Raw genomic sequence first — 14530 nt, 5'->3', positions numbered from 1 at the left:
CGTCGCCAGCAGACGGTGATGGGGCTGTTGATCAAGACTGCGAATTTTCTTCAAGTCCAGCAGGGAGCAGCACACCAGTCGCGTGGTCTATTAGACTTCCCTGATGTACTGATCAAGCGGCGAAAGGAGACGCTATGATTTTTCCCGACCTGGGTGGCTTGCCCCTTCACCGCATTCTGGTGCGCACCGTCAAGGAATTCCTTGACGACGAGATGTCCACCTACGCCTCTGCGCTTGCTTACCAGATGCTGTTTTCGTTGTTCCCGTTCCTGCTGTTCCTGATCGCACTGATCGGTTTTCTGCACTTGCCGGATTTCTTCTCGTGGCTGCGCATGCAATCGGAACTGGTATTGCCGCCCCAAGCGCTGGAACAGGTCAACCCCGTCATCGATCAGTTGCAGCAGTCCAAAGGTGGCCTGCTGTCGGTGGGTATCGTCATCGCGCTGTGGACCGCCTCTGCAGGCGTACGGCTGATGATGAGTGCCATGAATGCCGCCTATGACGTGCCCGAAGGGCGCCCGGTGTGGAAGCGCATCCCGTTGTCGATTTTCTATACCGTCGGCATTGCCGGTATGCTGCTGGCGGCGGCAGCGTTGATGGTGCTGGGGCCTCAGGTGATGGAGTGGATCGCCGCGCAGATCGGCATGCAGGAAGTGATCGTCACGGTGTGGACGATCTTGCGTTGGCCGGCGATCATCATCCTGATGATGGTGGCGGTGGCGGTGATCTACTACGTGATGCCCGACGTGAAACAGAAGTTTCGCTTCATCACCCCAGGTTCAGTGCTGGCGGTGGTGGTCTGGATCATCGCTTCGCTGGCCTTCGCTTACTATGTGAAGACTTTCGCCGACTACAACGCCATGTATGGCAGTATCGGTGCGATCATCGTGTTGTTGTTGTATTTCTACATTTCTGCTGCCGTATTGTTGCTGGGCGCGGAGATGAACGCTGTGATCGAACATATGTCCGCTGAGGGCAAAGACCCTGGCGAAAAGGATTTCGAGGGCGATAAACCCAAGGAAACCCTGACCGTGCTCGGCCATGAACATCCGGTCGAGCCCCAGCCTACCGAGCCGAACCCGCGATGATCCGTGACATTCTGAAGATGGGCGACGAGCGTTTGCTGCGCGTCGCTGCACCCGTGCCAGAACACCTGATCGGCAGCGCCGAACTGCAGCAGTTGATCGACGACATGTTCGAGACCATGCGCCATGTCGGCGGCGTGGGGCTGGCCGCACCTCAGGTCGGCATCGACCTGCAACTGGTCATTTTCGGTTTTGAGCGCAGCGAGCGTTACCCGGATGCCGAGGCGGTGCCACAGACCATTCTCCTCAACCCGGTGATCACTCCGCTGTCCACCGAGATCGAGGAGGGGTGGGAAGGCTGCTTGTCTGTGCCTGGCCTGCGCGGGGTGGTGCCTCGCTACAAGCACATCAGCTATGAGGGCATCGACCCGCAGGGCAACCCGGTCAACCGGGTTGCCGACGGGTTTCATGCGCGCGTGGTACAGCATGAATGCGACCACCTGATCGGGCGGCTGTATCCTTCGCGGATTCAGGATTTCGCCAAGTTCGGTTACACCGAGGTACTGTTCCCTGGGCTGGACGCCAGCGACGACTGACCATGCACCATCGCCATCAGCCGTTTGCTGCGTTGGTAGCGTGCCAGGCGTGACCCCAGCGTTTCAGGCAACATGTTCGCCGGGGAGAACCCCAGACGTTGGTAAAAGGCTTCGAGGTCCGGGTGGCAGAACAGCCACGTTGGGCCACGACCTTCGCCCAGTGCTGCGTTGACCAGGCGCGCGGCCACACCCTGGTTTCGCCACTCTGGGGCTACCAGCAGGCCGGTGAGCCACCGGCCACCGGCAACAGCGCTCAAGCTCAAACCAGCAACGATTACGCCGCTGCGCGCCACCCACAACTCACCGTCGCCGGCCGCACGCATGCGCGATCCCTGCTGGCGATAGAAGTGGTCTAGCAGCCGCCGTTCAAGGTCGGTTAATGGGGTGCAGAGGAGTGGAGGCATGGTATTCCGGTGGCAAACAGCTCTAGCCCAATGATTTCGGGCCATCAACCCGTTTCGCTTTGTCGCAGATTGTTGCAAAAGCTGCAAGGGTGAATGTCCGAGTTCGGGGTTCAACTATTCCAGACCGGGAGTAGAATTTCACGTATCCCCCCTGGCAGTACGACAAAGCGGGATCGGTACTTCGTGTCATCTTTGCAGTTGATGACAACTTCTCCGCGCCATTGACGGCATATGAAGTCAATCGATCAGCTTGATTGATTTAAAGGCCAAACATCCATGAAACCATTACTGATTCTTGCATTGGTCGGTATGTCCTCGTTCGCCCTTGCCGATGAGGCCAAACCCGTCTCCACCGAGCCTGTGGCCCAGCAGTACGACTATTCCATGAACCTTGACATCAAACGGGTGATCAACCTGTCGACCATCCCCAATGTCTGTGAAGTGGTGCCTGCGACCATGACCTATGAAGACCATCAGGGCCAGGTGCACACCATTCAGTACCGCGCCATGGGCGAAGGTTGCCAGCAGGGTTGATGGTTCTGCGTTAGCGGCCTTTTCGCACCGGGCAGTAGCGAAGAGGCTGCTTACCTCACCCTCTGTTCATTGACCGGACAGGACCTGCCGTACTACCTCCAGCCCTCGTTTCAGTTCAGCCCGGCTGCCTGCCGCCGACAGGCTGATGCGTACGGCTTGCACCTCGCTTGCGCCAATGGCGAAGACACTCGCCGGGACGACTTCCACACCTTGCTCACGACACTGCTTTACCACCGCCTCAGCCCCCTGCGGCGTGCCCAGCCACGCGTGGGGTGAAGGCTGACCTGCGTTGTGTAGCCCATCACCCAGCAGCCTGCGTGCCAGGCGCCAGCGCTCGGCAAGTTCTGCTTTCTGCCAAGCCAGCCGCCGGGCGGCGGTACCGTCATCGATCCATTGGCAAGCGACATGCAAGCCCAATGGCGACACCGGCCAGTGGCTTGCCTGGGCATGCGGGTCGACCTGTGACAGCAACTTCGGGCTGGCCACGATCCACCCCAACCTCAAGCCTGCAGCCACGGTCTTGGACAGGCTGCTGATGTAGATCCCTTGATCGCCCAATAGCGGGTAGAGCGGCGGCCGGTCGCTGAGTGCGCCATACACATCATCCTCGATCACCAACAGCCCCAGGCGTTTGACTACCCCAGCGATTGCCTCGCGGCGAGCATCATCCATGCAGGCGCCCGTGGGGTTGTGCAGGGTGGGCGTGGTCACCAGCACGCGGGCACCGCTGGCGCGCGCTACCCGGTCCAGGTCATCGGGCCGCAGGCCTTGGTTGTCCAGTGCGACGCCATGCACGGGCAGACGCAGTTGCCGGCAGGCGGCCTTGATACCCGGAGCGGTCAGGGCTTCAAGCATGACGGGCTCACCCGCCTGGCAGAATGACTGCAGCACCAGTGCCAGCGCCTGCTGGGCTCCGCCGCACAGCAACAGCTGGTCGGCCGACAGGGCCAGGCCGCGATTGCCCAGCCAGTGGGCGCCGCGGATGCGCCCCAGCAGCAACTGTTCGGGGCCCAGGTAATGGTCGAGCAAGCCGTGGTCGTGACCTTCCAGCAGCCTGCGCAAGCTGTTATGCAGGTCATGATTGTGCGGATCGGCAACCGGTACATTGGTCGACAGGTCGATCAGCGGTTTTTGCCCTTCGCAGTGTTTGAGGCGAAACAAGGTCGCTTCCTTGCTTCCCGCCAGCACATAGGTACCGCGGCCCACTTCGCCCGCCACCAGGTGGCGAGCGGCGGCTTCACGGTAGGCCTGTTGGGTGGTGCTGGGGTTCAGGCCCAGTTTCCAGGCCAGGCGCCGTTGCGGCGGCAGGCGGTCACCGACCTTGAGTACGCCGCTCTCGATGGCGTTGCCTATAGCGTCGACCAGTGCCAGATACCGGGGTTGATCATCGTCGACGAGCTGCGGGATCCACACGAAATTGCTACCCATGCAATATAAGGTTGTACCCATACAATGCCCCGCGCTTAGGATCGGATCAACCACCTACCGAAAAGGGATGATCGCCATGTTCGACCTTGCCGCCCTGCGCGAAGCCGCCGATTTCGTTCACCAACATGTACCTGCCACGCCCCAGCACGCCTGGCCGTTGCTGGCTGAGCGGCTGGGTTGCGAGGTGTGGGTGAAGCACGAAAATCACGCACCCACCGGGGCCTTCAAGGTCCGGGGCGGTCTGGTCTATGTGCGCTCGCTGCTGGCGGGCGGCGATCCACCCCGCGGGCTGGTCACCGCAACCCGTGGCAACCACGGGCAAAGCATGGCCCTGGCGGCACGGCAGGCAGGCATTGCGTTGGTCATCGTAGTCCCTGAGGGCAACTCCACAGAGAAGAACGCCGCCATGCGCGCACTGGGTGCCGAGTTGGTCGAGTACGGTGTGGATTTCGATGTGGCCCGTGAGGAAGCCGCGCGGCTGGCTGAGGTGTTGGGGTATGCCATGGTGCCTTCGTTCCACCCGGAGTTGGTACGGGGCGTGGCCACTTATGCCCTGGAGCTGTTCGAGGCTGTGCGTGACCTTGACTGCGTTTACGTGCCGATCGGCATGGGTTCAGGTATTTGCGGGCTGATCCAGGCGCGTAACCTGCTGGGTTTGAGAACCCAGATCGTCGGTGTGGTGTCCAGCGCCGCCGATGCCTATGCCCAGAGCTTCGAGCAGGGCCATATCGTCACCACTGCCACTGCCGAAACCTTCGCCGATGGCATGGCTTGCCGGGTACCCCATCCGCAAGCCTTTGCCCTGGTGCGCGAGCACGCTGCGCGGATCGTGCGGGTCACCGACAGTGAAGTCGCCGAAGCCATGCGGGTTTACCACGAGGCCACGCACAACACTGCCGAAGGTGCAGGCGCCGCAGCGCTGGCGGCGTTGATGCAAGAGCGCGAACAGCAGGCCGGCAAGCGCGTGGCTGTGGTGTTGAGCGGAGCGAACGTGGACCGGGCGCGGTATGCGCGGATTCTGGGGGGTAATGAAAGATCCTGAATGAATATCTTGGAATAAGTGCTATCTTATTTTGATAGCATTTTTCCATGAATACTCGATACCGAAAAATTCTCGACGCTATCCTGAGGACGCCAACCACGTAGTCACTAGCCTTTTCCGAGATTGAAACGCTGGTGCTGCACCTCGGGGGGGCAGGTGCTGGAGCGGCAAGGCTCCCGGGTCAAACTGGTGCTTGGCGGCCAGTGCTGGAGGTGCCATCGTCCCCATCCAGGCAAGGAGGCCAGGCGGTATCAGATTGAAGAGGCCCGCGAATTCTTGCTGCGGGCAGGAGTGAAATGATGAGTTGCATGCGCTACAAGGGCTATGCCGCCCGTATTGAATATGATGAGCGTGATGATATTTTCGTCGGCCGCGTGCTGGGGATCCGCGACATCATCAGTTTCCACGCAAGTTCTGTCCCGGAACTGCATGAGGCCTTCCGTCATGCGTTGGAGGACTACCTGGCCGATTGCGCGGAACAGGGCATCACTCCCGAAAAGCCGGCATCGGGGAAGGTCATGCTGCGTATCCGGCCCGAAATCCATGCCGCTGCCAGCGTTGCTGCCCGTGCGGCAGGCAAAAGCCTGAACCAGTGGGCCGATGAGGTGTTTGAACAGGCGGCGCTGGCCTGATCGAACACTTGTTCTTCCAATCCCGCAATCACTCATGGCAGGCTCTACGGCGCTCATTTACCCGCCATCGAGTATTCAATGCCTTTCTCCAACGGTTTTCTCCTCAGCCTGTCCCTGTGTCTTGATATCGGTGTGGCCAATATCGCCATGATCACCCTGGCCATGCAGCGCGGTTTCCTGCAAGGCTTCTGGCTCGGCCTGGGCACGTGTGTCGGTGACCTGGTGTACGCAATTGCAGCGCTGGCCGGCATGACCGTGTTGCTGCAGTTCGAGAGCGTGCGCTGGGCCTTGTGGCTGGGTGGTTCGGCGCTGCTGGTGTGGTTCGCGCTGAAGATGCTGCTGGCGGCCTGGCGTGGCGGGCATATGGAAGCGCGCAGCGAGGTGGTGGCGGAATCGGCCTGGCGCGAATTCATGCGCGGTATCTTCCTGGCCATGTCGTCGCCCACCGCCATTCTATGGTTCGCCGCCGTCGGTGGCGTGCTGATTTCCCGTTCCGGTGGCGGTAGCCTGCTGGAGGCCGGTTTGTTTCTCAGCGGCTTTTTCGCCGCAGGGCTGGTCTGGTGCCTGAGCCTTTGCGGCATCGCCAGCCATGGTGGGCGTTTGCTCGGTGACCGTTTGCTGACGTGGTCATACCTGCTCTCGGCAGCGATTTTCTGTTATTTCGCGGTGTACGTGATCGTTTCGGGCTATCGCGAATTCATACTGGCCAGCCCGGGCGTGTAGGCAGCTACAGGGTGCCGCCGCACCTATCAGTCTTTTTCCTCCCTGTTGTCGATTTCCCGCTCTCTCGTTCGACCAGTGTTGAAGGCGCCGAGTACCGGCGCCACCAGCACTTCGGAGAGCCCCTCATGAATACTCAGGCCGAAAGCGAAATCCGTGAACTGATCGAACGCTGGATGCAAGCGGTGCGTGATCGTGACATCCCAGGTATCACCGCCCCCTATGCCGACGACATCGTCGCCTTCGATGCGATCAAGGAACTGCAGTTCAAGGGCAAGGCCGTGTACCAGGCACATTGGGAAATGTGCATGGGCTTTTGCACCGGCCCGATGACTTTCGAGTTGGCCGAACTCACGGTGTACGCCGATGGCGAGCTGGGCCTGGCCCATTGGCTCAACCGCTGCGGTCCGTCGGATGACGAAAGCCAGTGCGGTTTCATGCGTGTCACCGTTGGCTATCGCAAGACCGCTGGCCTGTGGCGGGTCATCCATGAACACTGGTCTGCGCCTTTCGACGTGGAAACCCAGAAAGCGCTGTTTGATCTCAAACCCTGATCAGCTATCGCCAAACGCACTTTGCCAATGCCGTGGAGATCACCATGAAATACCTGTGCCTGGTCTATTGTGACGAGGGGCTGCTGCACAGCCTGCCCGACAGCCCCGAAGACGCCGAATGCATGGCTTACGCCGAGTCGCTGCAGCGCTGTGGGCGCATGCTCGCGGCCGAGGCGCTGAAACCGGTGCAGACCGCCACCACGGTACGCATGCGCGGTGGCCGCATGAGCCTGACCGATGGCCCGTTCGCCGAGACCAAAGAGCAGCTTGCGGGTTTTTACCTGGTCGATGCCCGCGATCTCAACGAGGCATTGAACATTGCCAAAGGCATCCCGGCCGCACGGGTCGGCAGCGTTGAGGTAAGGCCCGTGCGCGAACTGCAACCCTGACCGCAACGGAGAACAACAAGAATGAGCCTTGCCCAACCTGCGCAAGCGCAACATGAGTTGGCCATCAGCCGCCTGATCGACGCCCCGCCCGCCAAGGTGTTCCGTGCCTGGACCGAACCCCATTGGCTGATGCAGTGGTGGGGGCCGCATGGCATGACCACGCCGGAATGTGAAATGCAGCTCTGGGTCGGCGGCCTGTTTCGCACCTTGATGCGCGCCCCCGACGGTACCGACTACCCCACCCAGGGTGTGTTCCTGGAGATCGCCGCGCCACGTCGGCTGGTGTTCACCGATGCGTTCGGGCCAGGCTGGGTGCCGTCTGCCAAGGCCTTCATGACCGCAGTGGTGACCTTTGACGAGGAACACGGCAAGACCCGTTATACCGCACGCGCCTGGCACTGGAGCGCTGCCGACTGCACGGCCCATGAAGAAATGGGTTTTCACCAGGGGTGGGGAGAAAGCCTGGACCGCCTGGTGGAGGTGGTGACCCAGCGGATGCCGGACTGATGGCAACGCTGGTGCAGGTACGCGCCGAGATCGAGGGGGTTTACCGCCGGGACTCGCGGCGTATCCTGGCGACGCTGATCCGCCTGCTGGGGGATTTCGACCTGGCAGAGGAGGCCATGCATGATGCCTTCTTCATTGCCGTCGAGCGCTGGCAGCGCGACGGTATCCCCCAAAATCCACGTGCATGGCTGGTGTCGACCGGCCGTTTCAAGGCCATTGACGCGGTGCGGCGCCGTGCGCGTTTCGACCGTTCGCAGGCTGACCTGATCATGCTCATCGAGGGCCAGGGGCAAGACCCCAGTGATGAGGAGTTGCTCGCCGACGATCGCCTGCGGCTGATCTTCACGTGCTGCCACCCGGCTCTGGCTGCCGATGCGCAGGTGCCTTTGACGTTGCGCGAAGTCTGTGACCTGACCACTGAGCAGATCGCCCGTGCCTTCCTGCAGAGCCCGGCGGCCATTGCCCAACGCATTGTGCGCGCCAAGGCCAAGATCCGCGACGCACGCATTCCTTATCAGGTGCCGGAGCTGCACGAATTGCCTGAGCGCCTGGAAAGCGTGTTGCGGGTGATTTACCTGGTGTTCAACGAGGGCTATTCGGCGTCTTCTGGTGAGGCTTTGGTACAGCAGGCGTTGAGTGACGAAGCGATTCGCCTCGGTCGCTTGCTGGTGCAGTTGTTACCGGACCCGGAGGCGGTCGGTTTGCTGGCGCTGATGTTGCTGCAGGCGTCACGCCAGCACGCGCGTAGCGATGCCCAAGGCAATCTGGTGCTGCTCGAGCAGCAGGATCGCAGCCTGTGGGACGGTGCGCAAATCAGCGAAGGTTGTGAATTGGTGCAGCTGGCGTTGCGCAGCCGCGCGTTCGGTGCCTATACGGTGCAGGCGGCGATTGCAGCGGTGCATGCGGAGGCGGCGAGCGCCAGTGAAACGGACTGGGCGCAGATTGTCGGCCTTTACGATGTGCTGCAGCGGCATTGGCCATCCGCAGTGGTTGCACTCAACCGAGCGGTGGCATTGGCCAAGCGGGATGGCCCGCAGGTCGGGTTGGCGCAGGTTGAAACAATTCTGGCGACTGGCGAGTTGCGCGACTATCACCTGGCGCATGCGGCAAGGGCGGAGCTGCATTACCAGTTGGGTCAGATAGAAGAGGCCCGTGCGGCCTGGCGCCAGGCGCTGGAGTTGACGCGTCAGGCGCCGGAACGGCGGCATATCGAGGGAAAGCTGCAGGCGTTGGAATGACCCGGCAGCACCGGCCCTGTCGCCGGTACTGCCTGAACCCATCAGCTTGCGACAAAATTGGGCGGCGATACCAGCTCTACCGTCTGCTGCTTGCGCGGCGCCAGGATCTCTGCCTCGCCCTCTACAACCAGCTCATCGTTCTGGTTGTACACGTTGGTGGCGATGCGCACTTTGAACTTGGGCAGCTTCTCGAGGATTTCCAGGCGCACGGTCAGGGTGTCGCCGATTTTCACCGGCTTCTGGAAGCTCATCTTCTGGCCCAGGTAGATGGTGCCGGGGCCGGGCAGGGTGCAGGCTACTGCCGCGCTGATCAGCGCGCCGCTGAACATGCCATGGGCAATGCGCTCACGGAACATGCTCTTGGCGGCGAATTCGGCATCCAGGTGCACCGGGTTGTGGTCACCGGACATCGCGGCGAACAGCTGGATGTCGCGTTCTTCCACAGACTTTTCGTAACTGGCCTTCTGGCCGACTTCTAGAGCTTCGTAAGGCGTGTTGGTGACCTGGGTCATTGGCGCTTCCTTGATGGGCGGACAAGGCCGTTATCATTCACTGCGGGCAGGGCGGCCAAGGGCCAGCGCCTGCTCCAGCCACGCGAGTATATCGGCGGTGACCTCGTCCCGATTGAGTTCATTGAGCACTTCGTGCCGCGCCTGGGGGTAGACGCGCAGTTGTACATGTCGATTGCCGGTCGCGCGCAGGGCGTCGGCCAGATGGGTGAGACGCTTGCCGGCACTCACCGGATCACATTCACCGCCAATCACCAGTAGCGGCAGGTTCGGATCGATCTGCGCGAGGTTCTTCGCCTGGCTGATCTGCGCCAGGCCGAGCAGCAAGTCTAACCACAACTGGTTGCTGCAGCGAAAACCGCACAGCGGGTCGCTGACGTATTTATCCACCTCTTCAGGGTTGCGGCTGAGCCAGTCGAAGGCGGTACGGGTGGGTTTGAACGATTTGTTGAACGAGCCGAACGACAGCCATTCGATCAGCGCACTCTTGCCCAGGGGCCCTTGGCGCCAGGCCTCCAGCCGGGCGATCAGGCGCGCCATGCGATACAGCGCCGGCGGCTGGAAATTGGAGCCACTGAGGATCGCCCCGTGCACGCTGCCACTGTGATGCATCAGGTAAGCCTGGGCGATATAGCTGCCCATGCTGTGGCCGAACAGGAACAGCGGTGTGCAGGGGAACTGCTGGCCGATGTGCTGCGTGAGCAGGGCCAGGTCGTTGACCACGGCATTCCAGCCATATTGCCGGGCGAACAGGCCGAGGCCGCCCAGCTCAGCTGTACGGCCGTGGCCGCGCAGGTCCGGAGCCAGCAGCGCATAGCCGGCAGCGCTCAGCGTTTGGCCCAGGTGCTGGTAGCGCCCGGCATGTTCGGCCATGCCATGCGCCAGCAGCACTACGGCCTTGACCGGCGTGGCCGGCAGCCATTGGTGCACGTACAGGCTGCAATGCTCGCTGGCCGGCAGCCAGAAGGCGTCGTAAGGCATGGCGGATCCTTTGCGCTGGGTACGAGCACAGTGTATGCGCAAGTGGCCGGATTGCAGGAAGGGCACAAATAAGATTCACAATGTTAATGGCGGCACTTGGCATATATGCCACCTCAGGCTTACCTGCTAACGTCGGTTGAACGCCTTTTTGCCATCAGGCAAAGGGATTACAGGCTAAGAGCGGGTTCAGGCAGAGGAACAATAATAAATGCAAGCCGACTTCTGGAATGACAAGCGCCCGGCGGGCGTGCCTTCCACCATCGATATCCATGCGTACACCTCGGTCGTCGAGGTTTTCGAGCGCTCCTGCAAGCGCTTCGCCGACCGCCCGGCGTTCAGCAACCTGGGCAAGACCCTGACCTATGGCGAACTCGACCGCCTTTCGGCGGCCTTTGCTGCCTGGCTGCAGCAGCATACCAACCTGGTGCCGGGTGACCGCATCGCCGTACAGATGCCCAACGTGCTGCAGTATCCCATTGCGGTGTTCGGCGCCCTGCGCGCCGGGCTGATCGTGGTCAACACCAACCCGCTTTACACCGAGCGTGAAATGCGCCACCAGTTCAAAGATGCCGGTGCCCGCGCCCTGGTGTACCTGAACATGTTCGGCAAGCGGGTCCAGGAGGTGCTGCCCGATACCGGCATCGAATACCTGATCGAGGCGAAGATGGGCGACCTGTTGCCCATGGCCAAGGGCTGGTTGATCAACACCGTGGTCGACAAGGTAAAGAAAATGGTCCCGGCCTATCATCTGCCGCAGGCCATCTCGTTCAAGCAGGCACTGCGCGAGGGCGCGGCGCTGAGCCACAAGCCGGTAACGCTGAGCCTCGACGACATCGCCGTGCTGCAGTACACCGGCGGCACCACGGGCCTGACCAAGGGCGCCATGCTCACCCACGGCAACCTGGTGGCCAACATGCTGCAGGTGCTGGCGTGCTTTTCGCAGCATGGCCCGGACGGGCAGAAGCTGATCAAGGAAGGCCAGGAGGTGATGATCGCGCCGCTGCCGCTCTACCACATCTATGCCTTTACCGCGAACTGCATGTGCATGATGGTCACCGGCAACCATAATGTGTTGATCACCAACCCGCGCGATATCCCTGGCTTCATCAAGGAACTGGGCAAATGGCGGTTCACCGCACTGCTGGGGTTGAACACACTGTTCGTGGCGCTGATGGATCACCCGGGCTTCAGGCAGCTGGATTTCTCGGCGCTCAAGGTGACCAACTCTGGCGGTACGGCACTGGTCAAGGCCACCGCCGAACGTTGGGAGAGCCTGACCGGCTGCCGCATTGTCGAGGGCTACGGCCTGACAGAGACTTCGCCAGTGGCCAGCACCAACCCTTATGGCGAGCTGGCACGCCTGGGTACCGTGGGCATACCGGTTGCAGACACCGCGTTCAAGGTCATCGATGATGAGGGCAATGAACTGCCGCTCGGTGAGCGGGGCGAGTTGTGCATAAAGGGCCCGCAGGTGATGAAGGGGTACTGGCAGCAACCCGAGGCTACGGCGCAGACCCTGGATGCCGATGGCTGGCTGAAAACCGGCGACATTGCAGTGATCGACCCGGACGGCTTCACGCGTATCGTCGACCGCAAGAAGGACATGATCATCGTCTCGGGCTTCAACGTGTACCCCAACGAAATCGAAGACGTGATCATGGGTCACCCGAAGGTGGCCAACTGCGCCGCCATCGGCGTGCCGGACGAGCGTTCGGGCGAGGCCGTCAAACTGTTCGTGGTGGCCCGTGAGGGCGGGCTCAGCGTCGATGAACTCAAGGCCTACTGCAAGGCCAACCTCACAGGTTACAAAGTGCCCAAGCACATCGTGCTGCGCGAGTCGTTGCCGATGACACCGGTGGGCAAGATCCTGCGTCGCGAACTGCGCGACATCGCGTAAGGGAGGGCGAGCTTCAAGCTTCAAGTTTCAAGCTGCAAGAGGGGGCGTGCGCCGCTCTAGCTTGCAGCTTGCCGCTTGAAACTTGGCGATCTAAGTCAAATACTCTAAAAATGACTTGTATTGTTCATTGAGTCATTTTTGTGACTATAAGGCCTGATTTGGCCTCTAGGCGACCCTTGGCAAAGCTGTTACTCTCGGCCCGCTTTCAGATGATTCGGTTTGCAACGAACCGCCATCTCATATCAATAATAAACGCATCGACGCGTAAATCGAACTTCGCTGTTGCTGAAGGAGTGGGCTTGCATGATCGACCATTTTTGGAAGGATAAATACCCAGCCGGGATTACGGCGGAAATCAATCCTGACGAATTTCCCAATATCCAGGCGGTACTCAAGCAATCCTGCCAGCGCTTTGCCGACAAACCGGCCTTTAGCAACCTGGGCAAGACCATCACCTACGGCGAGTTGTATGCCCTGTCGGGCGCTTTTGCGGCCTGGCTGCAGCAGCACACCGACCTCAAACCGGGTGATCGCATTGCCGTCCAGCTGCCGAATGTCCTGCAGTACCCGGTAGCGGTGTTCGGCGCCATGCGCGCCGGGCTGATCGTAGTCAACACCAACCCGCTGTACACCGCGCGTGAGATGGAACACCAGTTCAACGACTCCGGTGCCAAGGCCTTGGTATGCCTGGCCAACATGGCTCACTTGGCCGAGAAGGTTGTACCCAAGACCCAGGTCAGGCACGTCATCGTCACTGAAGTGGCGGACCTGTTGCCACCGCTCAAGCGCCTGCTGATCAACAGCGTGATCAAGTACGTGAAGAAGATGGTGCCGGCCTACAACCTGCCGAAGGCCGTGCGCTTCAACGATACCCTGGCGCTGGGCAAGGGCCAGCCGGTGGCCGAGGCCAACCCGCAAGCCAATGATGTGGCCGTGCTGCAGTACACCGGCGGCACCACAGGTGTGGCCAAGGGCGCAATGCTGACGCACCGCAACCTGGTGGCCAACATGCTGCAGTGCCGGGCGCTGATGGGTTCGAACCTGCAAGAAGGTTGCGAGATCCTCATCACGCCGCTGCCGCTGTACCATATCTATGCCTTTACCTTCCATTGCATGGCGATGATGCTGATCGGCAACCATAACGTGCTGATCAGCAACCCGCGTGACTTGCCGGCAATGGTCAAGGAGCTGGGCAAGTGGAAATTCAGCGGCTTTGTCGGCCTCAACACCCTGTTCGTTGCCCTGTGCAACAACGAGGCGTTCCGTGCGCTGGACTTCTCGGCATTGAAGATCACCTTGTCCGGTGGCATGGCGCTGCAACTGAGCGTGGCCGAGCGCTGGAAAGCCGTCACCGGTTGCGCCATCTGCGAAGGCTATGGCATGACCGAGACCAGCCCGGTAGCGGCGGTCAATCCGTCCGAAGCCAATCAGGTCGGCACCATCGGTATCCCGGTGCCCTCGACCCTGTGCAAGGTCATCGATGACAGTGGCAGCGAACTGCCATTGGGCGAGGTGGGCGAGCTGTGCGTCAAGGGGCCGCAGGTGATGAAAGGCTACTGGCAGCGTGAAGATGCCACCGCCGAGATCCTCGACAGTGACGGCTGGCTGAAGACCGGGGACATTGCCCTGATCCAGCCGGATGGCTACATGCGCATCGTTGACCGCAAGAAGGACATGATCCTGGTCTCGGGCTTCAATGTGTATCCCAACGAGCTGGAGGACGTACTGGCTGCCCTGCCGGGTGTGCTGCAGTGCGCTGCGATCGGGGTGCCGGACGAAAAGTCGGGCGAACTGATCAAGGTGTTCATTGTGGTCAAGCCGGGCATGACCGTCACCAAGGAGCAGGTGATGGAGCACATGCGTGCCAACGTCACCGGCTACAAGGTGCCGCGTTACATCGAGTTCCGCGATGCGCTGCCAACGACCAACGTGGGCAAGATCCTGCGCCGCGAGTTGCGTGATGAAGAGCTGAAAAAGCAGGGTTTGAAGAAGATCGCCTGATCGCTCACCATTGCCTGGCTATATTTGCAGCATGCTGAAAATCTGGGGCCGCTTTGCGGCCCTTTCGCGACAC

The 14530-nt window shown here is 61.1% G+C and carries 16 protein-coding genes; 12 read left to right on the top strand and 4 right to left on the bottom strand.

What is annotated here, in order from left to right:
• Positions 1-134: 134 nt before the first annotated feature.
• The gene (locus ACW4TB_RS21880; RefSeq protein ID WP_279930791.1) at positions 135-1088 is read left to right on the top strand and encodes a YihY/virulence factor BrkB family protein; all 954 of its coding nucleotides are present in this window, start codon (positions 135-137) and stop codon (positions 1086-1088) included.
• Positions 1085-1621 carry a peptide deformylase gene (def, locus tag ACW4TB_RS21875; RefSeq protein ID WP_012315683.1) on the top strand — a complete coding sequence of 179 codons (537 nt, stop codon included), beginning with the start codon at positions 1085-1087 and terminating at the stop codon, positions 1619-1621. Before ACW4TB_RS21880 ends, def begins: the two co-directional genes overlap by 4 nt.
• Here the strand turns inward: def and ACW4TB_RS21870 are convergent.
• Positions 1576-2025 carry a GNAT family N-acetyltransferase gene (locus ACW4TB_RS21870; protein ID WP_279930788.1) on the bottom strand — a complete coding sequence of 150 codons (450 nt, stop codon included), beginning with the start codon at positions 2023-2025 and terminating at the stop codon, positions 1576-1578. The genes def and ACW4TB_RS21870 overlap by 46 nt on opposite strands.
• 276 nt (positions 2026-2301) lie before the next feature.
• Between ACW4TB_RS21870 and ACW4TB_RS21865 the strand changes: the two genes are divergently transcribed.
• Complete coding sequence (locus tag ACW4TB_RS21865) at positions 2302-2559, top strand: DUF2790 domain-containing protein (RefSeq protein ID WP_008098787.1); 258 nt, start codon at positions 2302-2304, stop codon at positions 2557-2559.
• A 66-nt stretch (positions 2560-2625) separates the two neighbouring features.
• Here ACW4TB_RS21865 and ACW4TB_RS21860 read toward each other — a convergent pair whose 3' ends face one another.
• The gene (locus ACW4TB_RS21860; protein ID WP_455843076.1) at positions 2626-4008 is read right to left on the bottom strand and encodes an aminotransferase-like domain-containing protein; all 1383 of its coding nucleotides are present in this window, start codon (positions 4006-4008) and stop codon (positions 2626-2628) included.
• Between the two features lie 55 nt (positions 4009-4063).
• On the opposite strand from ACW4TB_RS21860, the gene ACW4TB_RS21855 reads away from it, so the two are divergent.
• The 7 genes from ACW4TB_RS21855 to ACW4TB_RS21825 all read left to right on the top strand — a co-directional run bounded on the left by ACW4TB_RS21855 (position 4064) and on the right by ACW4TB_RS21825 (position 9069).
• A complete protein-coding gene (locus ACW4TB_RS21855; RefSeq protein ID WP_279930786.1) occupies positions 4064-5029 on the top strand; it encodes a threonine dehydratase in 966 nt (321 codons plus the stop codon).
• Between the two features lie 299 nt (positions 5030-5328).
• Entirely contained in the window at positions 5329-5661 is a 333-nt protein-coding gene (locus ACW4TB_RS21850) for a type II toxin-antitoxin system HicB family antitoxin (protein WP_039603657.1), read from the top strand.
• A gap of 78 nt (positions 5662-5739) precedes the next feature.
• A complete protein-coding gene (locus ACW4TB_RS21845; RefSeq protein ID WP_254466272.1) occupies positions 5740-6384 on the top strand; it encodes a LysE family translocator in 645 nt (214 codons plus the stop codon).
• A 125-nt stretch (positions 6385-6509) separates the two neighbouring features.
• Positions 6510-6935 carry a YybH family protein gene (locus ACW4TB_RS21840; protein ID WP_254466271.1) on the top strand — a complete coding sequence of 142 codons (426 nt, stop codon included), beginning with the start codon at positions 6510-6512 and terminating at the stop codon, positions 6933-6935.
• A 44-nt stretch (positions 6936-6979) separates the two neighbouring features.
• Positions 6980-7324 (top strand): YciI family protein, encoded by a 345-nt coding sequence (locus ACW4TB_RS21835; RefSeq protein WP_012315675.1) that lies wholly within the window; start codon positions 6980-6982, stop codon positions 7322-7324.
• Between the two features lie 21 nt (positions 7325-7345).
• The gene (locus tag ACW4TB_RS21830; protein WP_012315674.1) at positions 7346-7831 is read left to right on the top strand and encodes an SRPBCC family protein; all 486 of its coding nucleotides are present in this window, start codon (positions 7346-7348) and stop codon (positions 7829-7831) included.
• On the top strand, positions 7831-9069 hold the full coding sequence (locus ACW4TB_RS21825) for an RNA polymerase sigma factor (protein WP_012315673.1): 1239 nt from the start codon (positions 7831-7833) through the stop codon (positions 9067-9069). The genes ACW4TB_RS21830 and ACW4TB_RS21825 overlap by 1 nt, the downstream gene beginning before the upstream one ends.
• 41 nt (positions 9070-9110) lie before the next feature.
• Here ACW4TB_RS21825 and ACW4TB_RS21820 read toward each other — a convergent pair whose 3' ends face one another.
• Entirely contained in the window at positions 9111-9581 is a 471-nt protein-coding gene (locus ACW4TB_RS21820) for a MaoC family dehydratase (RefSeq protein ID WP_012315672.1), read from the bottom strand.
• A 33-nt stretch (positions 9582-9614) separates the two neighbouring features.
• A complete protein-coding gene (locus ACW4TB_RS21815) occupies positions 9615-10559 on the bottom strand; it encodes an alpha/beta hydrolase (RefSeq protein WP_012315671.1) in 945 nt (314 codons plus the stop codon).
• A gap of 208 nt (positions 10560-10767) precedes the next feature.
• On the opposite strand from ACW4TB_RS21815, the gene fadD2 reads away from it, so the two are divergent.
• Together fadD2 and fadD1 are read left to right on the top strand one after the other, a co-directional pair.
• Positions 10768-12456: a long-chain-fatty-acid--CoA ligase FadD2 gene (gene fadD2 / locus ACW4TB_RS21810; RefSeq protein WP_279930778.1), complete on the top strand. Its 1689-nt coding sequence runs from the start codon at positions 10768-10770 to the stop codon at positions 12454-12456.
• A 303-nt stretch (positions 12457-12759) separates the two neighbouring features.
• Positions 12760-14457, top strand: coding sequence for a long-chain-fatty-acid--CoA ligase FadD1 (fadD1, locus tag ACW4TB_RS21805; protein ID WP_012315669.1), 1698 nt, complete (start codon positions 12760-12762; stop codon positions 14455-14457).
• Positions 14458-14530 lie beyond the last annotated feature (73 nt).

This window comes from Lelliottia jeotgali, assembly GCF_977070485.1.
Note: the sequence above shows the minus strand (reverse complement) of the source record. Positions and strands in the feature narration are given on the sequence as shown.

Excerpts from the sequence above, each read along its gene's own strand:
- def (WP_012315683.1), top strand. The coding sequence starts at position 1,085 with ATGATCCGTGACATTCTGAAGATGGGCGACGAGCGTTTGCTGCGCGTC.
- ACW4TB_RS21820 (WP_012315672.1), bottom strand. The coding sequence starts at position 9,581 with ATGACCCAGGTCACCAACACGCCTTACGAAGCTCTAGAAGTCGGCCAG.
- ACW4TB_RS21880 (WP_279930791.1), top strand. The coding sequence starts at position 135 with ATGATTTTTCCCGACCTGGGTGGCTTGCCCCTTCACCGCATTCTGGTG.
- ACW4TB_RS21825 (WP_012315673.1), top strand. The coding sequence starts at position 7,831 with ATGGCAACGCTGGTGCAGGTACGCGCCGAGATCGAGGGGGTTTACCGC.
- ACW4TB_RS21840 (WP_254466271.1), top strand. The coding sequence starts at position 6,510 with ATGAATACTCAGGCCGAAAGCGAAATCCGTGAACTGATCGAACGCTGG.
- ACW4TB_RS21865 (WP_008098787.1), top strand. The coding sequence starts at position 2,302 with ATGAAACCATTACTGATTCTTGCATTGGTCGGTATGTCCTCGTTCGCC.
- ACW4TB_RS21850 (WP_039603657.1), top strand. The coding sequence starts at position 5,329 with ATGAGTTGCATGCGCTACAAGGGCTATGCCGCCCGTATTGAATATGAT.
- ACW4TB_RS21870 (WP_279930788.1), bottom strand. The coding sequence starts at position 2,025 with ATGCCTCCACTCCTCTGCACCCCATTAACCGACCTTGAACGGCGGCTG.
- ACW4TB_RS21845 (WP_254466272.1), top strand. The coding sequence starts at position 5,740 with ATGCCTTTCTCCAACGGTTTTCTCCTCAGCCTGTCCCTGTGTCTTGAT.
- ACW4TB_RS21815 (WP_012315671.1), bottom strand. The coding sequence starts at position 10,559 with ATGCCTTACGACGCCTTCTGGCTGCCGGCCAGCGAGCATTGCAGCCTG.
- ACW4TB_RS21835 (WP_012315675.1), top strand. The coding sequence starts at position 6,980 with ATGAAATACCTGTGCCTGGTCTATTGTGACGAGGGGCTGCTGCACAGC.
- ACW4TB_RS21855 (WP_279930786.1), top strand. The coding sequence starts at position 4,064 with ATGTTCGACCTTGCCGCCCTGCGCGAAGCCGCCGATTTCGTTCACCAA.
- fadD1 (WP_012315669.1), top strand. The coding sequence starts at position 12,760 with ATGATCGACCATTTTTGGAAGGATAAATACCCAGCCGGGATTACGGCG.
- fadD2 (WP_279930778.1), top strand. The coding sequence starts at position 10,768 with ATGCAAGCCGACTTCTGGAATGACAAGCGCCCGGCGGGCGTGCCTTCC.
- ACW4TB_RS21860 (WP_455843076.1), bottom strand. The coding sequence starts at position 4,008 with ATGGGTACAACCTTATATTGCATGGGTAGCAATTTCGTGTGGATCCCG.
- ACW4TB_RS21830 (WP_012315674.1), top strand. The coding sequence starts at position 7,346 with ATGAGCCTTGCCCAACCTGCGCAAGCGCAACATGAGTTGGCCATCAGC.